The sequence below is a fragment of the Streptomyces sp. NPDC005551 genome (assembly GCF_042871785.1).
Lineage (GTDB): Bacteria > Actinomycetota > Actinomycetes > Streptomycetales > Streptomycetaceae > Streptomyces.
Window position 1 is genome coordinate 203,850 of the sequence record NZ_JBIAJE010000007.1, and the last position, 26,589, is coordinate 230,438.

The following is a 26,589-nucleotide window of genomic DNA, read 5'->3' on the forward strand; positions in this document are numbered from 1 at the left end:
CAAAACCGGTTGGTCGACATGTTTCAACCGGAGATCGTCCGGCCGACGAGACCGAGCGGATTCGGGTGGGAGCGGTCGCGGGCGGGGCATTGTAAAAACCACCCATCCGGTTTTATTCTGAGCGGGTTCCACGGCCCGCTCATCCCGGTCACTGCCTGACCTGCGGGTGGTCCTGTCCCTGTTCGTGTCGTGTCGTCGGGTGTCCCTCGCGGGGCCGGTGGGACCGACGCTCTCCTCTCTGTTCCGGGTCCGTTCGAACGCCGTGCTGTTCGGCGGGTGTCGTGGGTCTTCGCTGTCTCTAGGGGGTTGTGATGTCTGGTGGAGTCGGGTGTCCGTTCGCGGTGGACGCTTCCGGGCGGGACGTACAGGGGGAGGCGGCACGGTGGGCCGAAGCGGGCCCCGTCGTACCGGTGGTGCTGCCCGGAGGCGTCGACGCCTGGGCCGTGACCGGACTGGAGACCATCAAGGAACTGCTGCGGGACCCGCGCGTGTCCAAGGACGCGTACCGGCACTGGCCCGCCTGGCAGCAGGGCGACATCGGCGCCGAGTGGCCGCTGGCGATCTGGGTGTCCGTGCAGAACATGGTGACGGCGTACGGCGAGGACCACCGAAGGCTCCGCCGCCTCGTGGCCTCGGCGTTCACGGCACGGCGGGTGGAGAGCATGCGCCCCCGGGTGGAGGAACTGACCGAAGGCCTGCTGGACGAACTGGCGGAGCGTGCCGCGGAAGGACCCGTGGACGTACGGCGGGCGTTCGCGCAGGAACTCCCGGTGCGGGTGCTCGCGGAACTGTTCGGCATCCCGGGACAGTTCCGACAGGCGATCGCCCGGATCATCGCGGGGTTCTTCGACACCGGCGTCTCGCTCGAGGAGGCGCAGCGCAACGGCGTGGACCTGTACCGGACGATGAGCGCACTGGTGGACCTCAAGCGGCGGTCCCCGGGGGACGACCTGACGAGCGCGCTCATCACCGTGCGCGACGGGGACGACGACCAGCTGTCGGAGAAGGAACTCGTCGACAACCTCATCCTGCTGTACACGGCCGGGTACGAGACCACGGTGAACCTGCTGGACCACGCGGTGGCCCTGCTGCTCCAGCACCCCGACCAGCTGGCCCTGGTGCGCTCCGGGCACGCCTCCTGGCAGGACGTCGTGGAAGAGGCGCTGCGGGTGGAGACGCCGGGCGCGAATGGCATCCTGCGCTACGCCGTCGAGGACATCGAGATCGGCGGTGTCGTGATCCGCCGGGGAGACGCACTCGTCATCTCGTTCCTGTCCGCGGGACGTGACCCGGAAGTCCACGGCGCGGACGCCGGGACCTTCGACGTGACGCGCGCCACGCGTCGGGAGCACCTCGCGTTCGGCTTCGGGACGCACTTCTGCGTGGGCGCGCCGCTGGCCCGGCTCGAGGCTCAGGTGGCGCTGCGCGGCCTGTTCACCCGCTTCCCGGACATGTCGCTCGCCGTGCGGCCCGAGCAGCTGCGGCCGCTGGAGTCGTTCATCTCGAACGGGCACCGTGAACTTCCCGTGTCGCTGGGAGACCCCGCGGACCCGGGCGCGCGGGACGCTCGGCCGGCGGTCGAGCCCGCGTCCGGCGGCTGCCCGGTCGGCGCGGGCGCCGGGACCGTGGGCCCGTAACCGGCGCCGTACCGCCCGGCCGTCTGGCGGCGGCGCCCCGGGGACGCGTCGCCGCCGCCCCCGTCGCCGGTGACCGGATCGTTCCGGTGCCGGCCCTGATCGAGCCTGGGACGACGGTTCGGGGCAGGTCAGAATGGGTGACATGAACCGAGCGCTGATCGTCGTCGATGTCCAGGAATCGTTCCGAGCACGCCCGTCGTGGGAGCAGTTCTCCAATCAGAAGATCGCGGAACCGGTCAACCGGCTGGTCGCCCTCGCGCGTGCCGCGGGCGACCGGGTCGTCTGGGTGCTGCACACGGAACCGGGCAGCGGTGATGTCTTCGACCCGGACTCCGGCCAGGTGCGCCTCTTCGCGGAGCTCGACGGTCCGCGGCCGGACGAACCCGTCCTGCACAAGACGTCCCACAACGCGTTCACCACCACCAACCTCCAGCAGCTGCTGACCGAGGCGGAGGTCGGAGAGCTGTGGGTGTGCGGCATCCGCACCGAACAGTGCGTGGAGACCACGACCCGGCTGGGCAGCGACCTCGGGTACCGCATGGTGTTCGTCACCGACGCCACCGCGACCGGCGCCATCGGCGACCTGGGTGCCGCCGAGATCATCGAGCGGACCGAGGCGGTCCTCCGCGACCGGTTCGCCCGGATCGCCACGGTGCAGGAGCTGGAAGCCGAACGGGAAGCACCGGCTGCGTGAGTCAGGTCGTCTTCGTCCTCCTGCCCGGCGTCCACCTCCTCGACCTCGCCGGACCCGCCCAGGTGTTCAGCACGGCGGCGGACTTCGGGCACTCCTACCGGCTCGTGTACGTCGCCGAGCAGGAGCAGGTGGTCAGTGCCCAGGGACTGCCGCTGACCGCCCGCACGCGGTGGCCCGAGCTGACACCGGAGGACCTGGTCGTGGTGCCCGGCTGGCGGGCCCCGACGCTGCGCGGGGGGCCCGCGCCGGGCGAGGACACCCTGCGGCAGCTGTGCGGACATCACGCCGGCGGCGGCACGGTCGCCAGCGTCTGCGCGGGCGCCGAGGCACTCGGCCTGGCAGGTCTCCTGGACGGGCGCCGCTGCACCACACACCACGACGTGCAGGAGGAACTCGCGGCCCGGTACCCACGGGCGCTCGTCATGCGGGACGTCCTGTTCACCGCGGACGACCGGGTCGTGACCTCGGCGGGCATCGCCAGCGGCATCGACCTGGCGCTCCACCTGCTGGCCGTGCGGCACGGCCCGGGACTCGCGGCGCAGGTGGCCCGCCAGATGGTGGTGTACGCCCGCCGCAACGGACACGAGCCGCAGGCCAGCGCCATGCTGCGGCACCGCTCGCATGTGGACGACACCGTGCACCGCGTCCAGGACCTGATCGACGACCGGTTCGCCGAACCGCTGCCGCTGAGCACACTCGCGGCGTCCGCCGGCGTGAGCGAGCGCACCCTCACCCGCCTGTTCGGGCGCGCCACCGACGGCCTCACGCCGCTGCGCTACCAGCAGACACTGCGCCTGGAACGGGCCGAGTACCTCATCGGCCACGGGGCGACGATGGAGACGGCCGCGCGTGAGGTCGGCTTCGAGGACGCCCGCATGCTGCGACGCCTGCGGTCGCGGCTGCCGCTCGGCGACCACTCGTAACCGCGGCGGACCGGTGCGGGGGCCCGCCCGCGGCTCAGCCGTCCGTCCCGCCGCTCAGTGCGGGCGTCAACCCGCTCCAGGGATTGGGGAGTTCCCCGGTCACGGGGCCGGCGACCCCGGCCCGGCGCTCACCGGCCGTGCGGACGGCCAGCGGCACGAGCGCCTCGGGCACCCCGTAGACCAGGTGGCAGAACCGCTCCGGCGGATGCCGTGCGGTCCACGACGGTCTGCTGAACGCCGACACATACGTCGACCAGTGCCCTTCGAAGGTGACGATCAGATCGGCGACGCGGGCGTATCCGGGTGCCGGATGGAGCCCCGGATTCAGTACGACGGGCGACGCCCCCAGCCGACGCACCGACCGCACCAGCCTTCTGCAGGCGGGCAGTTCGGCCGGCGTCGCGGTCACCCGGTCCAGGAAGCAGCCGTCGGCCCCGTACCACTCCCGGTGCCGGAGCACGTCCCGCGTGACGTCCGCGGCGGGGCGCGCGCCGTAGTCGGTGTCGACGTAGCCGAGCAGTCGGGCGCCGGCCGCCTTCAGCGCCTCGGCGGCCGCGGCGAACGCGGGATCAACCGCCGTGCCCGGCCCGTCGGCCGGATTGATGACGACCGCGTAGGTGCGGTCCGCCGACGTGATCAGACGGTGCCAGGCGGCCGGGTCCTCGGCCGGATGGACGTACAGCGGGATCAGCAGGCTCACGGTGCGCGGCCCCCTTCCAGGTGCAGGGACGGAGCGCCCGCCGTCGCCGCCCACAGGGCCGCCAGCGAGTCGTCCAGGGTGTACGACGGCCGCCAGCCGAGGGAGTCGGCGGCCGCGGTGATGTCGGAGCACTGCCACGACACGTCGCCCGAGCGGACGGACCCGGCGCCGTTCTCCTCGATCCGGCCGCGGAACCCGGCGACGCGCGCCAGCGCCCGCACCATGTCGCGCACCGGGACGGCGTTCCCGCCGCCGATGTTGAGGATGCGCGGCAGCGGTCCGGGCGTCGTCGCCGCGAGCACCGCCGCCCGGGCCACGTCCCGCGCGTCGACGAAGTCGCGGTACGCCGACAGGTCACCCAGCCGGATCACCGCGTCCGGGTCCCGGCCGGCCCCGGCCAGCAGACCGGCGATGCGGCCGGGCAGCCCGGTGAGCGGGGCGCCGGGCCCCACCGGGTTGCCCACCCGCAGGACCACGGCGTCCAGCCCGGAGGAGGCGAGGGTGACGGTGCCGGCCAGCTTGGTGGCACCGTACGCGGTGACGGGACACGTGGCCGCCGACTCGGGCACCCGGGCGTCCCGGGTGCCGGGGCCGTACTCGGCGGCCGAGCCCAGGTGGACCAGGCGGGCCGCGGGCGCCGCCTCCCGCAGCGCCGTACACAGGACGGCCGGGCCACGGGAGTTGACCTCGGCAAGGGTCACGGCGTCCCCGCCGGTCGCCCCCGCGCAGTTGATCACGGCGTCGGGCGCCGCCGACGCGAGGACGCCCGCGAGTCGGTCCGTACGGGCCGTGGCGAGGTCGATGCCGAGCTCCGCGGCGGACGAGCGGCCGCCGCGGAGCGCCCGCACGCCCGGCAGGGCGTGCAGGTGCTCGACGACGTGGCCGCCCAGGAAGCCGGTGAAGCCCAGGACGAGAATGCGCATGTGGTGCTCAGGCTCCCTTGAGTAGCAGCGACCTGCGGGTGGTGAACTCCGCGTTGGCCCGGTCGTAGTCGTCGGGACGGCCGATGTCGAGCCAGTACCCGTCGAACTCGTAGGCGTGCGGGCGGTTCTCCTTTCCGAGGAGGTCCAGCACCAGCTCGTCGAAGCCGAGCGGCAGACCGGCGGTGTAGCCGTCGAGCGTGGTCCGGTTCAGTCCGTACACGCCCATGGAGACGCGGTAGTCGATGGTCGGCTTCTCGGTGAACCCGACGACGTGGTTCGCGTCGGTGGTCAGCACTCCGAAGTCGATCTGCACCTTGCGGGCGTACGTGGCGATCGTCAGCGGGGCGCCCGAACTCCGGTGCCGGTTCAGCACGTCGGCGTAGTCCAGGTCGGTGAGGATGTCGCCGTTCATCACCAGGAACGAGTCCGGGAGGCGTTCGCGCATGGTGAGCAGGGGACCGATCGTGCCGAGCGGACTGTCCTCGGTGACGTAGTCGATGGACATGCCCCACTGGGAGCCGTCGCCGACATAGGCGCGGATGATCTCGCCCAGGTGGCCGATGGCGAGGGTGCAGCCGGTGAAACCGGCCGTGGCGAGCTGGCGCAGCACGATCTCCAGGATGGCGTGCTGGTCGCCGATGGGCACGAGCGGCTTGGGCAGCGCGGTGGTGTAGGGCCGCAGCCGGACGCCCTTGCCTCCCGCCAGGATCACTACGTGCATGGGACTCCTCCTTCGTGGACGGACGTGCCGGTGGGTCAGATGTTGTAGATGCCGGTCTTGTAGCGGGCGAGGTTGCCCGGGTCGCGGAAGAACTCCACGGTGTGCGCGAGGCCCTGCTCCAGGTCGTGGGCGGGGCTCCAGCCGGTGGCCGCGGCGAGGCGGGTCGCGTCGGCGACGAGCCGCATCACCTCGGACCCGGCGGGCCGGATCCGCTGCGGGTCCTCGCGGACGTCGAGGGCGGTGTCCATCACCTTGCCGATCAGCGCCACCAGATCGCCGACCGAGATCTCGCCGCCGGTACCGGCGTTGAAGGTGCGGCCCACGACCCGCTCGGCGGGCGCGGTGCCCACCGCGAGGAACGCCTGAGCGGTGTCCTTGACGTAGGTGAAGTCGCGGGTGGGGCGCAGGTCCCCGAGGGTGAGGGTGCGCTCGCCCGCCGCCACCTGGCCGATGACGCTGGGGATCACGGCCCGCATCGACTGACGCGGACCGAAGGTGTTGAACGGCCGCAGCGTCACCACCGGTGTGTCGAAACTGGCGTGGTAGCTGTCGGCAAGACGGTCCCCGCCCGCCTTCGAAGCCGCGTACGGGGACTGGGTGTTGATGGGATGATCCTCGGTGATCGGCACGGTCTGTGCGGTGCCGTACGTCTCGCTGGTGGAGGTGTGCACCAGCCGGGGCGTCCCGAGGGCGCGCACCGCCTCCAGCACGTTGAGCGTGCCCGTGATGTTGGTGTCCACGTAACTGTGCGGTGCCTGGTACGAGTACGGGATCGCGATGAGGGCGGCCAAGTGGTAGACGCAGTCGGCGCCTTCGACGAGACCGCGGACCGAGCCGGGGTCCCGCACGTCGCCGAGGACGATCTCGACGTGGTCGAGGACATCGGGGGCCAGGGTCTCCAGCCACCCGTAGGAGGAGAAGGAGTTGTACTGCGCCATGGCCCTCACCCGGTGTCCGGCGGCGACCAGCGCCTCGGTGAGGTGGGAGCCGATGAAGCCCTCGGCTCCGGTGACGGCGGCGAGCGGTGCGGAGGTCAACTCAGGGGTCCTTCCGGTCGGTTGTGCGCGTGGTGACAGGACGTGGAACCGGCCCGTTCGTGGACCGGTGCCGTGCGGTGGTCGTCGGGCGGTCTCGCCGGTGCGTGGACGCGGTGCGAGCGGTGCGGCGGTGCGGCGGGTGGTCCGTGGGACGGAACGGTGGCGGGCGGGGCGCAGGTGCGTGCGGTGCGGTGGGTCGTACGGGGACGGCGCGGACGGAGCGGTCAGGCGTGCGGTGCCGGCCGCCCCAGCAGCCACACCGTGCACGCCGTGAGACACAGCGCGGCCGCGCCGCAGCTCAGCGACAACACGGCGACGCCGGCCGGTGGTTGCAGGAGAGCGACCGTCGTGGCTCCGCCGGCGGCCCCGAGGCAGACCCCGGCCGGCGGCCAGGCCACCCCGAAGGCCTGGAGCAGCAGAGCGGTCCACAGCGTCGCGGCGAGCAGCAGCAGCGGAGCCGGTTCGGCGCCGGTGAGCAGCGCGGCGGGTACCAGGGGAAGGAGGTAGGCGCACAGGCAGAGGGCGAGGATGCCGGACGAACGGAGCAGGAAGGCTGCGGGCGTCGCCGTCGCCCGCAGCGCCGCCACCGACATGCCCCGGTACCGGTACAGCAGCCATTCGGCGGGCCCCATGCTCACGGTCAGCGCGATGACGGTGGACGGGTGCTCCCGCCCCTCCAGCAGCACCAGCACCCCCGCGGCCAGGCCGAACAGTCCGTACGGCAGGGACAGCAGCAGCGCGGGCGGGGTGCCGCCCGGAGCGGGGGAGGCGCCGAGCGGTGTGCGCAGGGCCCAGCCGGCCGCGGCGACCGTACCGAGGACCGACAGCACCGGCAGCCCGGCCCGCAGCACGGTCCCCGGCTCCCACCACGGCAGGAGCAGCGCACCGGCGATCACCGGGGCGAGCGCGGCCAGCAGCAGCCGCTCCCGGCCCAGCACCAGGAGCACGCCGGCCGCAGCGAGATAGACGGACTGCGCGGCCGCCACGCATGCCGCCGCGACGGAACCGGCGAGCAGCGCCCCGGCGGTCGCCGCCGCCACGGCACCCAGCGGCGCGCCCACGAGAAGGGTCCGCCCCGCCTCGCGCTGTCCCGTGGTCATGCGCAGATAGGCCCGGTGTCCGAGCGCCTGGCCCCAGGCCCAGGAGACGAGCCCGGCGGCGACCAGGACGACGGCGTTCCCGTCGACGTGCCACAGCCGCCCGGTGAGCAGGTAGGCGAGCCCCGGCAGGGCGAACAGGGCCCCGCGCAGGGCGCACCGGATGTGGTCCGGGCGCCACGGGTCGGCCGACGGGGCGGGTTCGGGGAAGGTCCGCGGGACGCGTTCGTACAGGGCGGAGGCGAGGGAGAACAGGTTCGGGTGCCCGTAGCGTTCCTGGATCACCTCGGCGCTCAGTCCCTCCGACTCCAGCAGCGCGGCCACCTCGTAGGGGTGGACGGCGGGACCGATTCCGTCGGCGAGTTCGGCGGCGAGCCGGTCGACCGCGTCGTGGTCCGTGCCGCGACCCGGCAGGTGCAGCGTCAGGGTGCGTTCGTCGGCGAGCCGCAGGGACAGCGTGTCCTGTCCCGCGCCGCCCGGTTCGAGAGCGATCGGCCCGCTCATCCGACCAGGCTCCTCGGCTCGGCGAGAGCGGCACCCTCCGCGGCCATGGCGCCCGCTTCGGTGTCGGGCGTCCACGGGTCGCGCAGGGTGATCCGGCCGGGCCGCGACAGCTCCAGGTAGATGGCCCGGAAGGTGTCGACGGTCTGCCGCAGCGTGAACTGCTCGATGACCCGCAACCGCGCGGCCTCTCCCAGCGCGCGTCGGCGCTCGCGGTCGCCCAGCAGGTCGAGCGCGGCGGCGGCCATGGCCGCCGGGTCGCGCGGCGCCACGACGAGACCGGTGTCGCCGACGGCCTCCCGTACGCCGCCCACGTCCGTGGACACCGTCGCCCGTCCGCACGACATGGCCTCGATCAGGGTGAAGGGGAAGCCTTCGCTGATGCTGGAGAGCATCACGACGTTTCCGGCGGCGTAGGCGTCCTTGATGTCGTCGACCCGGCCCTCGAAGGTGACCGCCTCCCCGTGGCCGAGCTGGGTGGCCAGCGCCTCGCACCGCTCCCGATAGGCCTCACCGCCGCGCGGAGTTCCGCCGAACAACCGCAGCCGTGCGTCCGGGAGTTGGGCCCGGACGAGAGCGAACGCCCGGATGAGGGTCTCCAGGTCCTTGATCGGGTCGACCCGGCCGGCCCAGCTGAGGGTGGGTGCGTCGGGCTCGGGGCCGGCCGGCGGGAACGCGGCGGGGTCGACCCCGTTGTAGACGGTGCGGATCGACTCGGGGTCGGCGCCGCCCTGTTCCTCCCAGAGCCGGTTGTACCGGTTGCCGGGAGTGATCAGCGCGGCCCGCCGGTAGGTCTCCTCGGCCAGCAGCCGGAAGAACCCGAGGACGACGGCCTTCACCGGCCAGCGGTAGGGGGCCGTGCGGTAACCGAGGTAGCGCTCGCGCAGGTAGACGCCGTGCTCGGTCAACAGCAGGGGCACGCCGTGCCGTTCGAGCGCGGCCAGGCCCGGCAGTACGGCCACGCCGCCGCTCACCGCGTGGGCCACCCCGTGCTCGGGCACCGGGGCCGCCAGCGGGCGCAGGGCGTGTTCCAGCAGAGCCGTGGCCGTGAGGGCGTCGTGCAGGGTCGGCCGGGCCTCGCGCACGGCCAGTCCCGGCCGGTTCCACACGGCGGTGAGGATGCTGATCGCCCGGTCGCCGCGCAGGAAGGGGCTCAGCAGTCCGTCGGCCGCGGCTTCCGCCATCGCGTGGAGGGCGGTGCCGAACCTGTCCTCCGCGCACGGGTCGAGCAGGGCGGTGAGGAACTGCTCGTAGGCGGTGGCGAGCCGGTTGCGGCGTCGCCCGCGGGGCGGGTTGCCGCCGGGTGCGGGCCCCCACATGGGGACCGTGACCACGCGCGATATCTGTTCCGGGATGTCCCACACGACCGGCTCGCGTCCGGTTCCGGTCACGGCGATGACGTCGAAGGCGATGTCGGGCATACCGCCGACGAGCTGGTCGCACCAGACGCTCACGCCGCCGTGACTGTGCGGGTACGTTCCTTCGGTGAGCAGGGTGACACGCGTCGCGCCGGGGCGTCGCGTGCCGTGGTGAACGTGCATGGGTGTGCTCCACGGCCGAGGTGTGGGGTGGTGGTGCCGGCCCCGGCCGCGGAGGATGCGGCCGGGACCCGGGATCGGTGCGCGGTCAGCGCTCCGGGGTGTACGGCACCTGTTCGGTCACACCGGCGGGCACACGGGTGGGCGGGGCGGTGCGGGTCGACGCCGCTTCGCTGTCTACGCCGACGGGCGCGGCGAGCGGGGCGGCGCTCGACGGCAGTGTCAGGGTGAGGGGCCCGGCGGCGGTGACCCAGCCGGACACCTGGCCGGCGTACGCGTCGCCGAACCCGGCGCCGGCCCGCGTGGTGCCCGCGGGCATGGTCGCCGTCGTCGCGACGCCGTCCGGTGCCTCGACGGTCACCGTGTCACCGATGCGGTGGGCGCTGACCTTGCCCGCGGCGACCGCGGTCTGCCAGGCGGCGCGTCGCCGCAGTTCGACGCCGATGTCCTTCATCGGCGCGTTGACCACGGGGGTGTCGGCGGCGAAGAGGTTGGCGTATCCGTCGAGCACCCCTTCCAGGACGGGGTAGGCGATACGCTCCTCGGCCAGGTTCGACTGGTGGATGAAGTGCGGCTTCGGGTCGTTGGACAGGACGTGCCCGAGGGCGATCCTGGTCTCCAGCGGCACGATGTGGTCGGTGTAGCCCGTGGTGGTGCTCAGCGGTGACGAAAGGCAGGTCGAGGTGTCGAGGTGGTCCTCGCAGATACCGCTGCCGCCCTGGGCACGACTGGTGTAGATCCAGTTGTACTCGTCCACCTGCTCGGCGGCCCGCCCGGCGTTGTAGAAGACGTTCATCGGGTAGCGGGAGACGGTCTCGGCCGGGCCCACCCGGCGCTGCTCCGGGTCGCGGGAGTTGTCCGAGGCGAGCCACTTCACGCCGTTGTCCGCGAGGGCGGTCGCCAGGTTCGGGTTGTCCGTGGGCTGTTGCGGCAGCAGCTTCAGCCCGGAGTGCTCACCGGTCACCAACTCGTCGTCCAGCGGCAGTCCGGCCGCCCGGCCCCAGACGCGGTTCTTGGCGATCTCGTCGGAGATCTCGGTCCGGCCGACCCACGCGGTCCTGCCGTCCGGGCCGGTGGCGCACTTCCAGGGCACCACGGTCACGTCCTGCCGGCAGCCGAGGAAGGCATGCGTGTAGGTGTGGTTGATCCAGCGGAAGCGCCCGCGGTCGCCGACCAGCTTGTCGGCCAGCGGGTCGGCGCCGTCGTTGTCCTCCCGGTGGTCGACGCTGCCGGCGCCGTTGTACGCGAGGTCGAGGGTGAAGTTCCGCCGGGTCTGCCAGGCGGTGGTGTGGTCGACGTCGGCGGGCGTCATCCGGATCGGACGCGGCACGCCCTCGCCCTGGGCGCAGTCGACGTCGCCCGGCGTGCAGTTGAGTTCGGTGTCCCAGCGGTCGTCGGCGGCGAAGACGTCGTCGACGTGCACCGCGAAGTAGTTGCGCGAGGCGCCCAGGTGAACGCCGCCGGTCATCCACTCCACGATGCCGTGGGCCAGCAGCCGGAACTGTTGCTGGTACCGGTTGTAGACGAACGTGACGACGAGTTCGCGCCGCCCGTCGTGCCGGTACTCACCGACCAGCGAACCCCGCGTCGTCCGGCCGGGGATCGCCGCGTCGACGTACGGTGTGAAGTCCGCCCCCGCGACGGCCGTCGACAGGTAGGCGTAACTCTCGCCGACGGTGGGGGAGTTGTCCTCGAACGGGACGGCGCCGTCCAGATAGCCGAAGGGCCCCGCCCGCCCGGCCGCGGTGACCTCGGCCGGTACGCCGTCCACACTGCCGGAGTAGCCGCCGTGGACCGGGTACTGGAGTCCGGCCTCGGGGCGGGCGTAGGTGTACGCGTCGACCTGCGGGATCGCGTACGTCTGCTCGTAGGCGGCCAGTGCCGCCATCTCGGCGGAGTCCGTGGCGAACGGATTGTCGTTCGGCAGGACGACCGCCTGGAACTTGGCCCGCGGCCGGCCCTCCACCGTGTCGGCCAGGAAGCCGGCGTCGATCACGGGCCGGCCGGACTGCCGCAGGTCGACCTCGGTGTACGGCGTTCCGGCGGTGTCCAGTTCGGCTGCGATGGCGTCCGTGGCCGGTCCGCCGTCACTCACGACCAGGACCCGCAGATCGATGCGCGGCGTGGCGGGATCGGCGTGCGCCGCACCGGCCGGCAGGCCGAGCGAGGCTATGAGCACGCCCGCGGTGAACGCGGCCGTGCGGATGGTCCCCTTCATGCGGTGAAGTCCCCTCCCCGGGCAGGGGTGAGCGCCGCTCCATCGAGCGGAGACACCCCCTTGCGCGACGCCGCCGCCCCCCTCGAACGCCGGTCGTCGTCGCATCCGTCGCGTCACATAGTGATGTCTCTGTGTAGTTTTCGTGCCGCCGCTGCGAAACATGACGGGAAAGTGCAGGCGAAGAACTCCTCCGGCCCCGGCCGGAACGGCTGTCCGGCGGTCCTCGGGGGACCCGCGGCGCGACGTGATGGAGAGGCCCCTGGGCCGGACCGTGCCTGCGTGGAGCGCATGCGGAGCGTCGGCGTCCGCACGGCGGGGCCGCCAGTGGTTCAGACCAGCACGGCTTGGTGGCCTATGGTCGGTTTTAGGTCACACAGGACACAGACGTACCGAAGGCGGCCGGTTCGCGCGTGTCCGCGACGAACCGGCCGCCTCCGGTGGCCACTTGTGCTGTCGTGATCTACGGCTGCGCGCCATGGAGCGGGCGCCGGTGCGGGGTCAGGGGCAGAGCACGCGCGTCTCGGGCGTGTGGACCGGACCGCCGCCGGTGTTCGTGGTGTCGCTGAACTCCGCGTAGTAGTACGAGTAGAAGCCGATGTTGCCGTTGCAGCCGGAGTCCGCCGCGACCTGGAGCGTGAGCGTGACGGTACGGCTCTGGCCCGGCGGGATGGTGGAGCCGTAGTTGCCGCCGAGGTTGGCCGGGCCGGTGCCGGTGCAGGGGGTGCTGCCGGCGGCGGTGGCGAGGCTGCAACCGGTGAAGGTGTACTTCAGGTCGGGCCGCTGGGTGGTCAGCCAGGTCGGGTCGATGGTCTGGTGGACGAACCAGATGTCGTAGGTCTTGTTGTTGGTGAGCGTCATCGAGAGCTTCACCGTGCCGCCGGGCTGAGTGGTGGCACTGTCGGTGGTGAACGTCAGTTCGGCCGGGGCGAGGTCGGCCGCGCCGGCGCTCGGGGCGAGACCGAACAGGGCGAGGACGAGGGCGAGGGCGGCGGCGAGACCGAGGCGTCGGGTCTGTGTGGATCGCATGGGCCGGGAGGCTAGGCAGGCCACGAGCGCACCGTCTGCCCCGCCGGGAACAGCGGCAACGGAATGCGGCCTGAAGTGCGTGTCCGCCGATGGCTCTGTGAGCACGTCGTCACGTAGTGAATCCGTCTGCATCCATGCACGACAGGCCGGACGGGCGGGTCGAGTCCCCTTCCACGCGTGATGTCGCACGCTCCGACGCCCCGGTCGGGCGGATTGGCGGATACCGGGTGCGTCGTGTGCCGCGGAGTAGTAACTTCCCTTTCTAAATTGGGAGTTGTTCCCGGCCGGCCCATGATGTTCCGGCCGTGGGGTGCCCTCGGGAAACGGCCGTGACGCCCTGCGGGTCCGTCACCCCACGGCCGACAAGCATGCGCGGGCCGACCAGCCCGGCGAACCCGAAGGACGCCCCACCGCATCGCGCCGCCGGTCCGCACTGTGGACCGGGCGTTGACACGTGTTGTCCGGCTTCGGCAAGCTACGCGATCATGCAGCTCGCCGGTGGCCTCAGCGCCACGCTCGTGCGGCGCCGCCACGTCGACCTCGGTCGCCTGGCCAGCGCCATCTGTTGCCGCGCACTCTGAGCCCGGACCGCACGACGCCCGTCCGGACGGCCTGCCGCCGCACATAAGCGTCCGCGCCCGCCCCGGCCTGTCACCCTCTGCCCGCCTCGGGCTTCCCCCGTCCGTTTTGCCGATCCCGCGCGGGACGGCCGCCGTCACGCAGCGCGTGCCGGGAGTTCGCCGTTGCCCGCGCCGAGGAGTTGCCTCACCATGTCCCCGTCCACGAACGACCGATCCGCCCTTTCACGGCGCGCCTTCGGCGGCGCGATAGGCGCCGGGGCCGCCACCGCCGTCGGGCTGCCGGCCGCCACGGCGCACGCGACGCCCGCAGGCGCGGACGCCGCGCAGCCGCACGAGCGGCCCTTCCGGGCCGCGCCGGGCCGGCACGCACGGCGGCCCAACATCCTGTTCATCCTCGGCGACGACCTGGGTTGGGCCGACCTGTCCTGCTACGGCGCGCCGCACATCAAGACCCCGCACCTGGACCGTCTCGCCCGGCAGGGCGTGCGCTTCACGGACGCCTACGCGGGCTCCGCGACCTGCTCGCCGACCCGCTTCAGCCTGTACACCGGCCGCTATCCGGGGCGTACGAAGGGCGGCCTGGCCGAGCCGATCGCCAACAGGTCGGACGGGCTCGAACCGACCCACCCCACCCTCGCCTCCCTGCTCAGGGGTGCCGGATACGCGACCGCCCTGATCGGCAAGTGGCACTGCGGCTACCTGCCGGACTACTCGCCCACCAAGTCCGGCTGGGACGAGTTCTTCGGCAACTTCGGCGGCGCGCTGGAGTACTACTCCAAGCTCGGGCTGGGCGGTGAGTACGACCTGTACGAGGGGGACGCCGAGTACAAGGACCTGCGGTACTACACACGGATCCTGACCGAGCGGGCGAGCGAGTACGTGCGCCGGGACCACGACCGGCCATGGCTGCTCAACCTCAACTTCACCACTCCGCACTGGCCCTGGATCGCCGACGGCGACAGGGAGGAGAGCGCCGAGATCGTGCGCCGCATCAAGTCGGGCAAGGGGGTGCAGGCGCTGCTGCACACCGACGGTGGTTCGGTCGAGAAGTACACCGAGATGGTCCAGGACCTCGACCGTTCGGTGGGCCGGGTCCTGGCGGCGCTGCGGGAGTCCGGACAGGAGGAGGACACACTCGTCTTCTTCGGTTCCGACAACGGCGGCGAGCGCTTCTCCTACCAGTGGCCCCTGTCCGGGGAGAAGGCATCCCTCCAGGAGGGCGGGATCCGGGTGCCGACCGTGGTGCGCTGGCCCGCACGCCTGAAGGGCGGTCAGGTCAGCGAGGTGCCGGTCTTCTCGCCCGACTGGACCGCGACCCTGCTGGAGCTGGCCGGCGCCCGCCCCGACCCCGGTCATCCGCTGGACGGCGTCAGTCTCGCCGGATACCTGCTGCGGGGCGAGAGCCCGCCGCAGCGGGAACTGTTCTGGCGGGTGCGGGGGGAGCGGGCGGTACGCCGCGGCAAGTGGAAGTACTACCGGGGCAAGGATGGCGCCGACCAGCTGTTCGACCTGTCCCGGGACGTGCGCGAACAGGCCGACCGCGCCGCCGAAGAGCCCGCCGTGCTGGCCGAGTTGAGAGCCGTGTGGGAGAAGGTCGACGCGGAACTGCTGCCGTATCCCGCCTCCTGACGAACCGCTGCCTGCGGCGGCCCGTCAGGAGGCGGGCTGTCAGGACTGCTGGGCGGGGGAGTGCGGCGCCGGAGCCCCGGTGGTGTGCGGGTAGGCCGCGGCCCGGTGCTGGAAGGAGAGGATCTTCGGGTTCTGGACGACGCCGTCGCGGATCTCGATGGCCCTGCGGACCGTCGTGTCGGCGTCCCAGGCCGCGGGGCCGCTCATGACCTCACGCAGGTAGGGAATGAGCGCCTCGCTGATCTCCCACGTCGCCGAGTTCCACAGGTGGGAGGGGCTGTGATCCACCCCGTAGTAGTGGCAGCCCGGCCCCACGGTCGGCATCGGATCGGCGAAAGTGGTCGGGCGCGCCCACTCGAAGCCCATGCCCTCGTCGCAGGAGACGTCGACGAAGAACGTCCCCTGTCGGAAGCCGCCGAGTTCCTGCTCGGTGACGAACGTCAGGGGCGCGTCGGTGTCCTGCCTTATGCAGTTGACGATGATGTCGAACCCGGCCAGGTACTCCGCGAGCGGCACGGGGCCGTCCTGGGTGAGCGCCTGGAGACGGGACGGATCGTCCTCCCGCTCCTCGAAGTGCCCCATCACGACCGAAGGCATCGGCGAGGCCACCGCGGCCGCGGCGCGCTGGGTCAGCACCGTGACGTCCGAGACGCCCATGGCGCCCAGGCCGGTGACCGCCCCGCGCGCCGTGGCGCCGAAACTGATGACCACCGCCCGCAGCCGACGGCCGTAGCTGCCGGTCAGGCCGCCGAGCTGCAGGGCGTGCAGCACGGAGGAGTAGCCGGCGAGTTCGTTGTTCTTGTGGAACACATGGACACTGAACTGACCTGTGGAGGTCCAGTGGTTCATGGCTTCCCAGGCGATGACGGTCAGTCGCCGGTCGATGCTGATCTGCGTCATCTTCTCGTCCTGCACGCAGTGCGGCCATCCCCACAGCACCTGGCCCTCACGCAGCGCGGCGACGTCCTCGTGCACCGGTTTGGGCAGCAGCAGGACGTCGCACTCGGCGAGGAGCTGCTCGCGGGTGCGCAGACCTGCCACGAGTGGTCGCAGCGCGTCGTCGTCGACACCGAAGCGCAGGCCGTAGCCCTGTTCGAGGAAGATCTTCTCGCGCACGTCGGGGTCGACGCGGTCGAGGTGGCGGGGGTGCAGGGGCAGCCGGAACTCGTTCTCCTTGCGGGAGGAGGCGAGTACTCCCAGACTCATCAGGCTCATGTGCGTCCTCGTCTTTTCACTTTGTCGCTGGTGCGGGGCGGTGCGTCCCCGTGCACGGGGAGCGGTCGACGGCTGAGGCGATGCCGGCTATCGAGGGCCGCGGAAGGGGACGTGGAAGACGGAGCGCGAGTACGAGCGGGGAAGCATGGGGCGGCTCGTTTCCGGCCGGTGCACAGGTGCCCGGCCATTGCCGTTCCCCGAGGGCGACGCCGAAACGGATGACGGCGTGCGAGGTGCGCTCGGTACCGCAACCGTACCTCTGTCAGCACCCCTCGGTCTCCAGGCCCCGAGCGGCCGCCGCCGGTCACCCACCCGTCCAGGCGGGGCGGCGCTTTCCCTTTGGGTTTGTTTGGGCCGGTGTGTGCGGGTGACGCATAAGTGGATACGGCGCCCGGCTCCCGTTCGTACGGGCGTGTCTTGTGGGAAGGGGCAGGTGTGAAACGCGGAGCGCGGGCGGGTGACCAGGTCAGGGGCCGGACGCGGACGGCCGACCGGCCGGACCCGGCTCGGTGGCGGGCCCTGTGGGCCACCCTGGTGGCCGGGTTCATGACCCTGCTCGACGTCACGATCGTCGCGGTCGCGCTGCCTTCGATGCAGCGGCAGCTCGGCGCCTCGGCCGCGTCCGTGCAGTGGGTCGTCTCGGGATATGCGCTGGCGTTCGCCCTGGCTCTGGTGACGGCCGGACGGATCGGCGACGCGGTCGGCCGGCGCCGTGTCTTCCTGTGGGCGCTGGCGGCCTTCGTGGTGTGCAGTGCCGCGGCGGGCGCCGCCCCCTCCATCACGCTGCTCGTGGCGGCCCGGCTCGCCCAGGGCATCGCCGCGGGCTGCCTCGCCCCGCAGAACTCGGCCCTCATCCAGCAGATGTTCAAGGGGGCGGAGCGGGGCCGTGCCTTCGGCCTGTTCGGCGCCACGGTCGGGATCTCCAGCGCCGTCGGCCCGGTAACCGGCGGCCTGATCCTGGCCCTGGCCGACGGTCCCGGCGGATGGCGGTGGATCTTCTACGTCAACGTCCCCGTGGGTGCGCTCGCGCTCCTGCTCGGCAGCCGGCTCCTGCCGCGCGTGGCCCCGGGCCGCAGGGGACACCTGGACCTGCCGGGCGTCGCCCTGCTCGGTGCCGGGGTACTGGCGATCATGCTGCCGCTCGTCCTCGCCGAGGCGGGCGGCATACGACGCCTCTGGTGGCTGTTCCCCGCCGGACTGGCGCTGCTGGCCGGGTTCGCGCGCTGGGAGAAGCGGGTCGCGGCACGGGACGCGGAGCCGCTGCTGGATCCGAGGCTCTTCACCGGGGCCCGCGGTTACGCGGCGGGCGCGGGCATCGCCGCGCTGTACTTCGTCGGGTTCAGCGGCGTGTGGCTCGTCTTCGCGCTGTTCTTCCAGAACGGCCTCGGCTACTCACCGCTCAGGTCCGGTCTCGCGGTGACCCCTTTCGCCGTCGGCTCGGCGGCGGCGGCCGTCGTCGCGGGACGGCTCGTCGAACGGCTGGGCAGGCTGCTGACCGTCCTCGGACTCACCGGCGTCGTACTCGGTCTGGGTGCGACGGCCCTGATCCTGAGGTTCGCACCGGCGGGGGCGGCCGCCTGGTGCGCGGCGCCCGCCCTCCTCATCGGGGGGATCGGCAGCGGCTGCGTCATCTCGCCCAACGTCACCATGACCCTGCGCGACGTCCCGGTCCGTATGGCCGGGGCGGCGGGCGGTGCCCTGCAGACGGGTCAGCGTCTGGGCGGTGCGGTCGGTACCGCGGCGCTTCCGGGGCTCTTCTACCTGGTGCTCGGATCGAGCGCCCACGACTACCGCACGGCCGTGGCGGTGGCCGTCGGCGCGGGGGTCCTCGCCCTGCTCGGTGCCCTGGCGGCCGCCGTGCTGGACTGGCGCCGCGACCGCCGTACCGGCCCCGGAGGCACCGACTCGCCGGACTCGGCCGGGACGGGCCACCGCCACACCCGCGCGAATCAGTGCTGACCCGGACGCCGCCGGATCCCTCGGGCCCGGCGCCCCGCGGCCGCCCTCCGGGCGAAGACGGGAATCGTCGGACAGGACCTAGAACTCGCGGTCGATGCCCGTGACCGCGGCCGGTCCCAGGGGGGCGTCCGTCTCGGCGATCCCGCTGGCCCTCAGCGCCCCGGCGACGAGCCGTACCGCCTCGGCCTCCGCGCTCGACTGGTCCGCGGCATCCACCTCGAGCCGGATCGAGAACATGCCGCCGTCCTCGACCGTGAGGAGGTTCAGCTCCTCGCTCTCGCCCAGCTCCGTGTTCTTCGGGTCCTGCGGGCGCAGCCTGCGCACCACTTCGGAGCGTGCGTCGTCGGTGACGCCGTGGACGAAGGTGCCGGGGACGGTGATGATGAAGGTGGTCACAAAGAACTCCTTACGTGGACGCCCCTTGCCGCGGCAGGGGCGTCGGGCTCGCTGGGGGCTGCCGTCACTGTCCCTGGCGATTCTGGACGAGCATCGGGGCGGCGAACGCGAGAAACACCGCTCCGAAGATCCGCGTCATCAGATGGCCCTTGTGCGTGGGCCCACGAGCGGGAAGAGGCGCAGCAGGACGGCGGCCAACGAGCCTCCCTGAGTACGTCGGGCGACGGACGCCCGAGGTGCGGTCGGTTGCGTGGACGTCCGTCTACCCCGGATCACCGGGGCCACCCGGGACACCTGCGCGCCCGGCCCCGGCGAACCCAGGGCGCCCCGTAAGCGGTACCGGTCACGCCGGAACGGCCGGAAGGCAGAACAGTCGCGGGAGTTGCCGGCGGACCGTCGCCGCCGCTCCTCCGGTCCTGCGGGTGCGACCTGCGGCGGTCGCACCCGGAGGAAGACCCGGGCGTGAGCCCGCGGGACGCGGCCCCGCCGCGCCTGGTCGCGTTCCTCAGGCGGGCCGGCCCGGTGAGCGGTGGTCGTCTCCCTTCTCGCGCTCCGCCGCCTCGGCGACACGTCTGATGTTCGCCAGCCGCCGGTCCCAGTCGTCGGCGAGCGCGGCCATCCACCGTGCCGTCGCGTCCAGGGCCGCGGGCCGCACGGCGTACCGGACCTCGCGTCCGACGCGCCCGCCGGAGACCAGCCCGGCGGTGTCGAGCACGGCGAGGTGCTTGACCACCGCCTGCCGCGACACGGGCAGCCGTTCGGCGAGCGTCGTAGCCGTGGCCTCACCCCGGGCGGCCAGCAGGTCGAGCAACTGCCGCCGGGTCGGGTCGGCCAGCGCGGCGAGGACCTGGTCGACCGCCGCGGCGCCGCAGTCACGTTCCTCGGTCACACGGACTGCTGCGCGCGCGTCTTGAGCGCGGCGAGCTCCAGGGGCCAGCCTTCGCTGTGGTCCTTGTGGTTGCGCATCCGCAGGTCCTCGGATCCGGCCAGCGCCGTGAACCCGCTCTCGACGACCCGCAGCCGGGTCCGCTCGCCCTCCCGGGCCAGCGTGAACTCCACGAGGGTGCTGTTGTCCTCGCGCAGTTCCTCTCCGGGGAAGGCGCTCGTCCACCGGTAGGCCAGGTACGTCGGCGGCTCGACCTTCTCCACCCGCACCGGGAAGTCGCCGTGCTCGGGGTTCCTGGCCACCATCGTCTCGCCCTCCCTGGCCACGGTGCCGGGGAGGCTCGCCTTGTCGGCGACCCAGAATCCGGGCTGGGCCACCAGGGACCACACCCGCTCCAGGGGGGCCTCGATCAGGGTCTCTCGTTCGATCCGGTCCTCGCTCATGAGCCGACTCCTTCAGTGCCACGATTGGATGCAACTCCAGAGTTGCACGTCGGGGATCGTGATGCAACCGTACGGTTGCACGTGAGGGCTGATCTGCTCTCCGCCAAGTCCCTTGGGCGCTCGCCGTCCGCGATGGTTGGGTGGCGGAATGGAGATCCTCATTCTCGGCGGAACGGCATGGCTGGGGCGCGAACTGGCACGGCAGGCCGTCGAGCGAGGCCATCGAGTGACGTGCCTCGCCCGCGGCGAGAGCGGCACGGTCGTGGACGGCGCGACCCTGGTGGCCGCAGACCGGAGTGACCCGTCGGCGTACGAGCCGCTGGCCGACCGTGCCTGGGACGCGGTCATGGAGGTGTCCTGGCAGCCCGGTTTCGTCCGCGGGGCGCTCGACGCACTCGGCGGCAGCGCCCGGCACTGGACCTACGTCTCCTCCGTCAGCGCCTACGCCTCGCACGCCACGCCCGACGCGGACGAGTCCACGGAACTCCTCGCCCCGACCGACCGGAGTGAGGCCGACCGCTCGCTGTACGGGGAGGCGAAGGCCGCCTGTGAGCACGCGTCGACCGCCGCCGTCGGCGACCGCCTCCTCGTCGCCCGCGCGGGTCTCATCGGGGGGCCGGGGGACCACAGCGGACGCTCCGGCTACTGGGTGGCCCGGGCCGCACGTGATCCGCGCGGGCCGATGCTGGTCCCCGGCGCTCCCGCGCTGCCGACCCAGGCGATCGACGTACGGGATCTCACCGCCTGGCTGCTGGACGCCGCGGAGCGCGGGACCACCGGCACCTATGACGCCGTCGGGCCGATCGTTCCGCTGGGGGAGTGGATCGCGTTGTCCCGGGAGGCCGGCGGTCACACCGGCCCGGTGGTCAGCGCCGACCCGGCCTGGCTGCTCGCGAACGGTGTGGCCCAGTACATGGGTGCCGAGTCGCTGCCGATGTGGCTGGCCGAGCCGGGCTGGGAGGGGTGGTCGGCCCGCAGCGGGGCCGCCGCACGGGCGGCGGGACTGCGTCACCGGCCCCGGACGGAGATGCTGGCCGACACCCTGCGGTGGGAACGCGAGCAGGGACTGGACCGTGAACGACGCGCGGGCCTCAGCGCCACGCGTGAGCGCGAGTTGCTCAACGCACTCGGCTGACGGGGCCACGAGCCCCGCCGCCGGCGGCGACGCCCAGGACGGCGGCGTCCTCGGCGGTCGCCCGGGACGGTGGCGTGCTCGGTCGACGGCTCCGCGAGCCCGCTGTCTGCGACGGTCGCCCGGGACGGCGGTGCCTGCGGCCGGCGGGTCCGCGAGCCCAGGCGCGCGCGGCGACGCCCGACACCGCGGCTCCCTCCCGGACCCGGCCCCACGTCAGGGCGGCTAGCACCCGAGCAGGCGTCGCAGCCAGGCCGTGCGGGCCGCGCGGGCCGCCCGGGAGAGCGCCGCCTCCGGCGCCAGCGCGTCGAAGCCGTGGAAGCCCCCGGGCCACACATGGAGTTCCGCCTCGCCGCCCGCCCGCCAGATCGCGTCGGCATACGCGATGTCCTCGTCGCGGAAGGTCTCGGCGGAGCCCACGTCGATGAAGGCGGGCGGCAGACCGGACAGGTCGGTGGCGCGGGCGGGAGCGGCGTAGGCGCAGACGTCGTCGGAGCCCCGGCGGTCACCCAGCAGAGCGGTCCAGCCGGTGTCGTTGGAGGTGCGGTCCCACATGCCGTGCCCGGCCATCTGCCGGGCGGAGTAGGAGTCGTTGCGGTCGTCGAGCATCGGGCACATCAGAAGCTGGCCCGCCAGCCGGGGACCCTTCTCGTCGCGGGCGCGCAGGGCCAGGGCGGCGGCCAGTCCGCCTCCGGAGCTCTGGCCGGCCACGACGAGCCGGCCGGCGTCCCCGCCGATGAGCCGCGCGTTGCGGGAGGTCCACTCCAGACCCGCGTAACAGTCGTCGACCGGAGCGGGGTGCGGGTTCTCGGGAGCCAGGCGGTACTCGACCGACACCACCACCAGGCCCAGTTCCTCGGCCCAGCTCAGCGGGGCGTCGACACCGACCCGGTTGTCGCCCGTGACCATGCCCCCGCCATGCACGAAGTACACGACGGGAAGCGGGACTTCGGCACCGGTGGGACGGCAGACGAGCAGGGAGACGTCGGGGGCGCCGGGAGGACCGGGCACCCGCCGGTCCTCCACGGAGAAGGCACCGTCACGGCTCAGCGTCTCGTCGGTGGGCCGGAACGCGGCTCCGGTCTCCCGGCTGGCGCGCACCATGTCGGGGGTGAAGGGCAGCGGCACGAACTCCGTGAGCGCGACGGCGAGTTCCTTGTCGAAGGGCGGTGGTGTCAGGGTCACGGCTCACACTTTCCAGGTCGTGCCGCTGATGCGGCGGAGCGACGCGCGTGGCGGCCGGACCGGCGGGAGTGACGACCGGCGCCCGGGTCACCTTCTGTGCTGCCCCGTCCCGAAGGGGTCATGTCCGGTGGCGTGCCGCCTGCCGGACAGGGCGCGGAGATGCCTTCGACCGCGAACAGTGCCGCGTACTCGGCTCGCTGGCCGGGCGCGAGTACGAGCCCGCGTACCCGACGAACCGTAACGGCCCGTCGGGACCAGGGCATTGCCGCGACCGTCGACCGCGAGCGAGGGGTCCTCGGAGTGGGGCACCTCGACATCGTTCCCAGGCACAGCCCTTCCGACGCCGGGAGAGGGGCCGCCGGGAGAGGGGCGAAACCCGCGCTCAGTAGGCGGCACCGTCCCGGCGGGAGAGCTCCGCCAAGGAGGTGGCCGGACGCCCGGTGAGACGCGGGACGTGGTCGGTCACACCGTCGAGTTCTCCCGCGGCGATGGCCGTGTACGTCGAGACCCAGGCATCGAGCTGCCAGTCGGGGGCACCGTGGCCGGCGCGTGAGCGGTACGCCTCTTCGATCGTCTCGGGTTCGTAGCCGACCGTACGGCCGGTCGCCTCGGTCAGTACGGCGGCGACTTCGGCGAGCGTCAGGGCCTGCGGGCCGGTGAGGTCGTACACGGCACCGGCGTGTTCGTCGGCGTGCGTGAGGACCGCGGCGGCGGCCTCGGCGATGTCGTCCTGGGCCACGACGGCGGCGCGCCCCGTGCCGCCGGGACCGCGGATGAAGCCGTCGTCGCCGACCAGCGCGGGCATGAAGTCGGCGTAGAGGTTGTCCCGCAGGAAGGTGTGCGCGAGGCCGCTCGAGCGGATGTGCTGCTCGGTGTGCCAGTGGTCGCGCGCCAGGGTGAAGGTGGCGTCGGGTGCCGCTCCGTAGAACGAGATGTACACCAGGTGCCCGACGCCGGCTTCGGCGGCGGCGTCGACGAAGGCGCGGTGCTGTGCCGGCCGGTCGGGTGCCTCGGAGGCGGAGACCATCAGGACCCGGTCGACACCGCGCAGGGCGCGCACGACGGCGTCCCGGTCGCCGTAGGCACCGGGGACGACGGTGGCACCGGGCAGGACGGGCACCCGTTCGGGGGTGCGGGCCGGCAACGTCAGCGGAATCCCTGCATCCGCCAGCCGGCGGGCCACGCGTCCTCCCAGACGCCCGGAGGCGCCGGTGACGGCGTAGGTGACATCGGTCGCGGCCATCCTGAGTGTCTCCTGTTCCGAGCGACGTGCGGCGGGCGCGGGCCGGAGGGGAGGCGCCTGCCCGCAGGTTCCGGCCCGCTCAGCGCCCCATGCTGCCGGACACCCGGCCACGTATGCGAAGCGGCACGGACGACGCGCCGGGACTGGCCCGTACCGCCCCGTCTAACGCGGGGCGTCGAGCGGCCGGAGGAAACGCCGTTCGTACCTCTTGATGCAGCGGGTCGTCCGAGCCAGCTCGAAGGCTTCCTGGCACTCCGGGTCGGACATGCTGTCCGTGCGGTACTGCTCGTACGCCGCGAGGCTGGGGAAGGAGAACAGGGCGTAGGCGACGTCGCTGTCGCCCTCGCTGGGCAGGAAGTAGCCGTGGTGGGTCCCGCCGAAGCGGTTGACGAGCCTGACCCAGCGGCGGCCGTACTCCTCGAAGTCCTCGATCCTGTCGGCGTCGATCTCGTACTTCAGGTGAATGGTGATCATGCCCGGATTATGGGCCAGGACGACGCGCGGGCACGATGCCCGGCCCGCACCGGGGGTCCGTCACCGCGACGGCCGGTGCCTGCCCGTCACCGGCGGAGCGCGGTCGTCTCGTTCCGGGCGGCTCCGCCCGGTCCGTCATCCACCGGACGTGCGGTCGAGGGCGTGCAGGATCTCCCGCTCCCGCGCGGTCAGCGGCGGCCCGGCAGGCGCGGGCAGCGGGGGGCCGGCGAGGGCCGCGAGGACGACGCCGGGACGCAGGAGACGGGCGGGTCCCGCTTCCAGGCCGGTCACGTCCCACAACGCGGACGCCACGCCGTACGAGCCGGTCGCCGCCCGCGTGAGGCGCCGCGAGTAGCGGGCGGCCAGGCGGTCCACGAGCGTGGCCGTGCCGCCGCGCACCTGCGGAAAGAGGACGTCCTGGCCCACTGCCAGGCTCCACGCGGTCTCCACGTGCCGGCCCGCGGCGCGCTGGACGGCGCGGGCGAAGCCGGGAGCCGCCGGGCCTGCGCGCCGTAGTTCCCGGCTCAGGGCCCCGGCCCCCAGCGCGGCCACGGACATGCCCTGCCCGTACGCCGGGTTGAACGTGGCCAGCGCGTCCCCGAGGACGACGAGCCCCTCCGGCCAACGCCCCGCCTTCTCCAGGTAGCGGCGGGAGTTGCTGGTACTGCGGCTGATGGACACCTCGGTGAGCGGTTCGGCGCCGGAGATGAGCCGGCCCACGATGGGGTGCGGGAGGTCCAGTGTGTACTTCAGGAACCCGTCGGGGTCGGCCGGAGGTTCGCCGCCCCGGGTTCCGGCGAGGCTGACCATCCAGCGGTTGCCCTCGATCGGCACGATCACCGCGCTGCGGCCCGGTCGTGACACGTACGGATTCGCCTGCACCATGGTCAGGGGGAACCGCTCGGCCCCCGCAGGCGTGCGGTAGATCCGGGTCGCGTTGACGAGGCCGGAGTCGACGCTCCTCTCCTCGATCCCGGTGATCCCGAGGCCGGCCAGCCACCCCATGATGCGCGAGCCGCATCCGCTCGCGTCGACCACGAGGTCGGCGCGCAGTTCCGCCTCGCCGGACGCGCCGGCCGTGCGGACGCCGTCCACTCTCGCGGCACTGCCGGTGAGTCCGACGACCTGCGTCCGGCGCATCTCGACATTTGGCGTGCTGTCGACGACCGCCCGGCGCACGACCCAGTCCAGCAGGGCCCGGCTGCACGTGATCATGTGATGGCGGTCGTGGCGCCAACGGCGGAAGAAGCCCTCCGGGGTCAGCACCACCATGCCCGAGCTGAGGGAGATCTCGTGGGCGCCCGCGGCCAGCAGGTGCTTGCGCACGTCGGCCCCCGGCACCAGGTCCTCCATGGCCGCCAGGCCACCGGGCATCAGAAGGTGGGCGTGCCGCCCCTGGGGGACCCCCTTTCGGTGCTCGGGGCCGTCGGGCAGCTCGTCACGGTCCAGTACGACCACCTCGTCGACGACCGGGGACAGCGCCGCCGCCGCCAGCACACCGCCCAGTCCGGCTCCGATGACGACAGCTCTGCGCATGGGGCTCCTCGTTCCGGTCATGAGATGCCGTCACCGCTTCGACGACGTGCCGCGGTGACGGCGGGGGACTGCTTCAGCGCCCGGTTCATCTCCAAGAGTCTGCTGCTCCGGGGGTGTTGGGGGCGGGTGTTCGCCCCGGCGAGAGGGTATCCGTTCTCCGGTTCGAGGTCAGTGGTGCCGGGCGGGCGGCTCGCCGATGCCAAAGGGCCCGGGGCACCGAGCAGTTGCTCGGTGCCCCGGGCCCTTCGCCGCCGTCGGAGCGGGTGTTGCCGTGTGGTCGGGCTGTGTCAGTCCTCCCGGTTACGGGGTGCGCACAGCGCCCAGATGACGAAACCGTCGATGGTGATCAGGGCCAGCGCCCAGAGCGGGGCGTACGGGAGCCACAGGAAGTTCGCGAGCATGCTCAGCCCCGCCAGTACGACGCCCACGGCCCTGGCCCACGTGGCACCCTGGAAGAGGGCGCAGCCCGCCAGGAAGACGACGGCCCCCAGCAGCAGGTGGACCCAGCCCCAGCCGGTCAGGTCGAACTCGTAGACGTAGTTCCGCGTGTTGACGAAGACGTCGTCATTGGCGATGGCGGCGATGCCTGCGAAGACCGCCATCAGCCCGCCGAAAATCATCAGGACGGCGGCGAAGACGGTCCACCCGCCGACGAAGGCACGTGCCTCCGACCGTCGCCCCGTATGCGGGCGGGCTTGGCTCACATGACTCGTCATGGTGCGCTCCTTCACATGGGTACGGCCGACCCGACTGGCGAGTTCTGCTGCGCCGATCGGGTTACTACCAATCTGTGCCTCGGGGCCGGGTCCCGCATCTCGGAGGCGGACGGCATTTCCGGGGCCCCGGAGAAGCGCCCTCGACCCGGCACACGCCGCGACCGGCGTTCCGCGTGCCC

Annotated in this window: 24 protein-coding genes; 7 read left to right on the forward strand and 17 right to left on the reverse strand. The window is 72.7% G+C overall.

The features are described 5' to 3' along the window. Positions 1-311 precede the first annotated feature (311 nt). From ACFYP4_RS21565 to ACFYP4_RS21575, 3 genes are all read left to right on the forward strand, one after another. Positions 312-1,637: a cytochrome P450 gene (locus ACFYP4_RS21565; RefSeq protein WP_388787155.1), complete on the forward strand. Its 1,326-nt coding sequence runs from the start codon at positions 312-314 to the stop codon at positions 1,635-1,637. A 142-nt stretch (positions 1,638-1,779) separates the two neighbouring features. Next, the gene (locus ACFYP4_RS21570; protein ID WP_358855024.1) at positions 1,780-2,331 is read left to right on the forward strand and encodes an isochorismatase family protein; all 552 of its coding nucleotides are present in this window, start codon (positions 1,780-1,782) and stop codon (positions 2,329-2,331) included. After that, positions 2,328-3,254 (forward strand): GlxA family transcriptional regulator, encoded by a 927-nt coding sequence (locus ACFYP4_RS21575; RefSeq protein ID WP_388787159.1) that lies wholly within the window; start codon positions 2,328-2,330, stop codon positions 3,252-3,254. The genes ACFYP4_RS21570 and ACFYP4_RS21575 overlap by 4 nt, the downstream gene beginning before the upstream one ends. 34 nt (positions 3,255-3,288) lie before the next feature. Here ACFYP4_RS21575 and ACFYP4_RS21580 read toward each other — a convergent pair whose 3' ends face one another. The 8 genes from ACFYP4_RS21580 to ACFYP4_RS21615 form a co-directional block, all read right to left on the reverse strand. Continuing rightward, entirely contained in the window at positions 3,289-3,954 is a 666-nt protein-coding gene (locus ACFYP4_RS21580; protein WP_388787162.1) for a spherulation-specific family 4 protein, read from the reverse strand. Beyond that, on the reverse strand, positions 3,951-4,877 hold the full coding sequence (locus ACFYP4_RS21585; protein WP_388787165.1) for an NAD-dependent epimerase/dehydratase family protein: 927 nt from the start codon (positions 4,875-4,877) through the stop codon (positions 3,951-3,953). The genes ACFYP4_RS21580 and ACFYP4_RS21585 overlap by 4 nt, the downstream gene beginning before the upstream one ends. 7 nt (positions 4,878-4,884) lie before the next feature. After that, positions 4,885-5,598, reverse strand: a complete 714-nt coding sequence (locus ACFYP4_RS21590) for a sugar phosphate nucleotidyltransferase (protein WP_358855028.1) — start codon at positions 5,596-5,598, stop codon at positions 4,885-4,887. Positions 5,599-5,633: 35 nt separating this feature from the next. Then, complete coding sequence (locus ACFYP4_RS21595) at positions 5,634-6,635, reverse strand: GDP-mannose 4,6-dehydratase (protein ID WP_358855029.1); 1,002 nt, start codon at positions 6,633-6,635, stop codon at positions 5,634-5,636. 224 nt (positions 6,636-6,859) lie between these two features. Next, positions 6,860-8,236 (reverse strand): hypothetical protein, encoded by a 1,377-nt coding sequence (locus ACFYP4_RS21600; RefSeq protein ID WP_388787169.1) that lies wholly within the window; start codon positions 8,234-8,236, stop codon positions 6,860-6,862. Further along, positions 8,233-9,774 carry a GT4 family glycosyltransferase PelF gene (pelF, locus tag ACFYP4_RS21605; protein ID WP_358855031.1) on the reverse strand — a complete coding sequence of 514 codons (1,542 nt, stop codon included), beginning with the start codon at positions 9,772-9,774 and terminating at the stop codon, positions 8,233-8,235. Before pelF ends, ACFYP4_RS21600 begins: the two co-directional genes overlap by 4 nt. An 85-nt stretch (positions 9,775-9,859) precedes the next feature. Next, entirely contained in the window at positions 9,860-11,989 is a 2,130-nt protein-coding gene (locus tag ACFYP4_RS21610; protein ID WP_388787172.1) for a hypothetical protein, read from the reverse strand. 498 nt (positions 11,990-12,487) lie between these two features. Continuing rightward, positions 12,488-13,015 (reverse strand): hypothetical protein, encoded by a 528-nt coding sequence (locus ACFYP4_RS21615; RefSeq protein ID WP_358853180.1) that lies wholly within the window; start codon positions 13,013-13,015, stop codon positions 12,488-12,490. 485 nt (positions 13,016-13,500) lie between these two features. Between ACFYP4_RS21615 and ACFYP4_RS21620 the strand changes: the two genes are divergently transcribed. Beyond that, the gene (locus ACFYP4_RS21620) at positions 13,501-13,596 is read left to right on the forward strand and encodes a putative leader peptide (RefSeq protein ID WP_388787175.1); all 96 of its coding nucleotides are present in this window, start codon (positions 13,501-13,503) and stop codon (positions 13,594-13,596) included. Positions 13,597-13,785: 189 nt separating this feature from the next. After that, complete coding sequence (locus ACFYP4_RS21625; RefSeq protein WP_358853182.1) at positions 13,786-15,225, forward strand: sulfatase-like hydrolase/transferase; 1,440 nt, start codon at positions 13,786-13,788, stop codon at positions 15,223-15,225. Positions 15,226-15,264: 39 nt separating this feature from the next. Here ACFYP4_RS21625 and ACFYP4_RS21630 read toward each other — a convergent pair whose 3' ends face one another. Beyond that, on the reverse strand, positions 15,265-16,440 hold the full coding sequence (locus tag ACFYP4_RS21630; RefSeq protein WP_358853183.1) for a N(5)-(carboxyethyl)ornithine synthase: 1,176 nt from the start codon (positions 16,438-16,440) through the stop codon (positions 15,265-15,267). 435 nt (positions 16,441-16,875) lie between these two features. Between ACFYP4_RS21630 and ACFYP4_RS21635 the strand changes: the two genes are divergently transcribed. Beyond that, entirely contained in the window at positions 16,876-18,399 is a 1,524-nt protein-coding gene (locus ACFYP4_RS21635) for an MFS transporter (RefSeq protein WP_388787178.1), read from the forward strand. Between the two features lie 78 nt (positions 18,400-18,477). Here ACFYP4_RS21635 and ACFYP4_RS21640 read toward each other — a convergent pair whose 3' ends face one another. From ACFYP4_RS21640 to ACFYP4_RS21650, 3 genes are all read right to left on the reverse strand, one after another. Then, positions 18,478-18,795 (reverse strand): hypothetical protein, encoded by a 318-nt coding sequence (locus tag ACFYP4_RS21640; RefSeq protein ID WP_358853184.1) that lies wholly within the window; start codon positions 18,793-18,795, stop codon positions 18,478-18,480. A 505-nt stretch (positions 18,796-19,300) separates the two neighbouring features. After that, positions 19,301-19,684, reverse strand: a complete 384-nt coding sequence (locus tag ACFYP4_RS21645; RefSeq protein WP_388787181.1) for an ArsR/SmtB family transcription factor — start codon at positions 19,682-19,684, stop codon at positions 19,301-19,303. Beyond that, positions 19,681-20,124: an SRPBCC domain-containing protein gene (locus ACFYP4_RS21650; protein ID WP_358853186.1), complete on the reverse strand. Its 444-nt coding sequence runs from the start codon at positions 20,122-20,124 to the stop codon at positions 19,681-19,683. Before ACFYP4_RS21650 ends, ACFYP4_RS21645 begins: the two co-directional genes overlap by 4 nt. A 148-nt stretch (positions 20,125-20,272) precedes the next feature. Here ACFYP4_RS21650 and ACFYP4_RS21655 point away from each other — a divergent pair, with 148 nt between their 5' ends. Then, entirely contained in the window at positions 20,273-21,259 is a 987-nt protein-coding gene (locus tag ACFYP4_RS21655) for an NAD-dependent epimerase/dehydratase family protein (protein WP_388787184.1), read from the forward strand. A 222-nt stretch (positions 21,260-21,481) separates the two neighbouring features. Here the strand turns inward: ACFYP4_RS21655 and ACFYP4_RS21660 are convergent, their stop codons facing one another. From ACFYP4_RS21660 to ACFYP4_RS21680, 5 genes are all read right to left on the reverse strand, one after another. Further along, the gene (locus tag ACFYP4_RS21660; protein ID WP_358853188.1) at positions 21,482-22,441 is read right to left on the reverse strand and encodes an alpha/beta hydrolase; all 960 of its coding nucleotides are present in this window, start codon (positions 22,439-22,441) and stop codon (positions 21,482-21,484) included. A gap of 382 nt (positions 22,442-22,823) precedes the next feature. Further along, positions 22,824-23,684, reverse strand: coding sequence for an SDR family oxidoreductase (locus ACFYP4_RS21665; protein ID WP_358853189.1), 861 nt, complete (start codon positions 23,682-23,684; stop codon positions 22,824-22,826). Between the two features lie 162 nt (positions 23,685-23,846). Continuing rightward, positions 23,847-24,158, reverse strand: a complete 312-nt coding sequence (locus ACFYP4_RS21670) for an NIPSNAP family protein (protein WP_358853190.1) — start codon at positions 24,156-24,158, stop codon at positions 23,847-23,849. 135 nt (positions 24,159-24,293) lie between these two features. Further along, positions 24,294-25,694 carry a pyridine nucleotide-disulfide oxidoreductase gene (locus tag ACFYP4_RS21675; protein ID WP_358853191.1) on the reverse strand — a complete coding sequence of 467 codons (1,401 nt, stop codon included), beginning with the start codon at positions 25,692-25,694 and terminating at the stop codon, positions 24,294-24,296. A gap of 287 nt (positions 25,695-25,981) precedes the next feature. Next, a complete protein-coding gene (locus ACFYP4_RS21680; RefSeq protein WP_358853192.1) occupies positions 25,982-26,410 on the reverse strand; it encodes a hypothetical protein in 429 nt (142 codons plus the stop codon). Positions 26,411-26,589 lie beyond the last annotated feature (179 nt).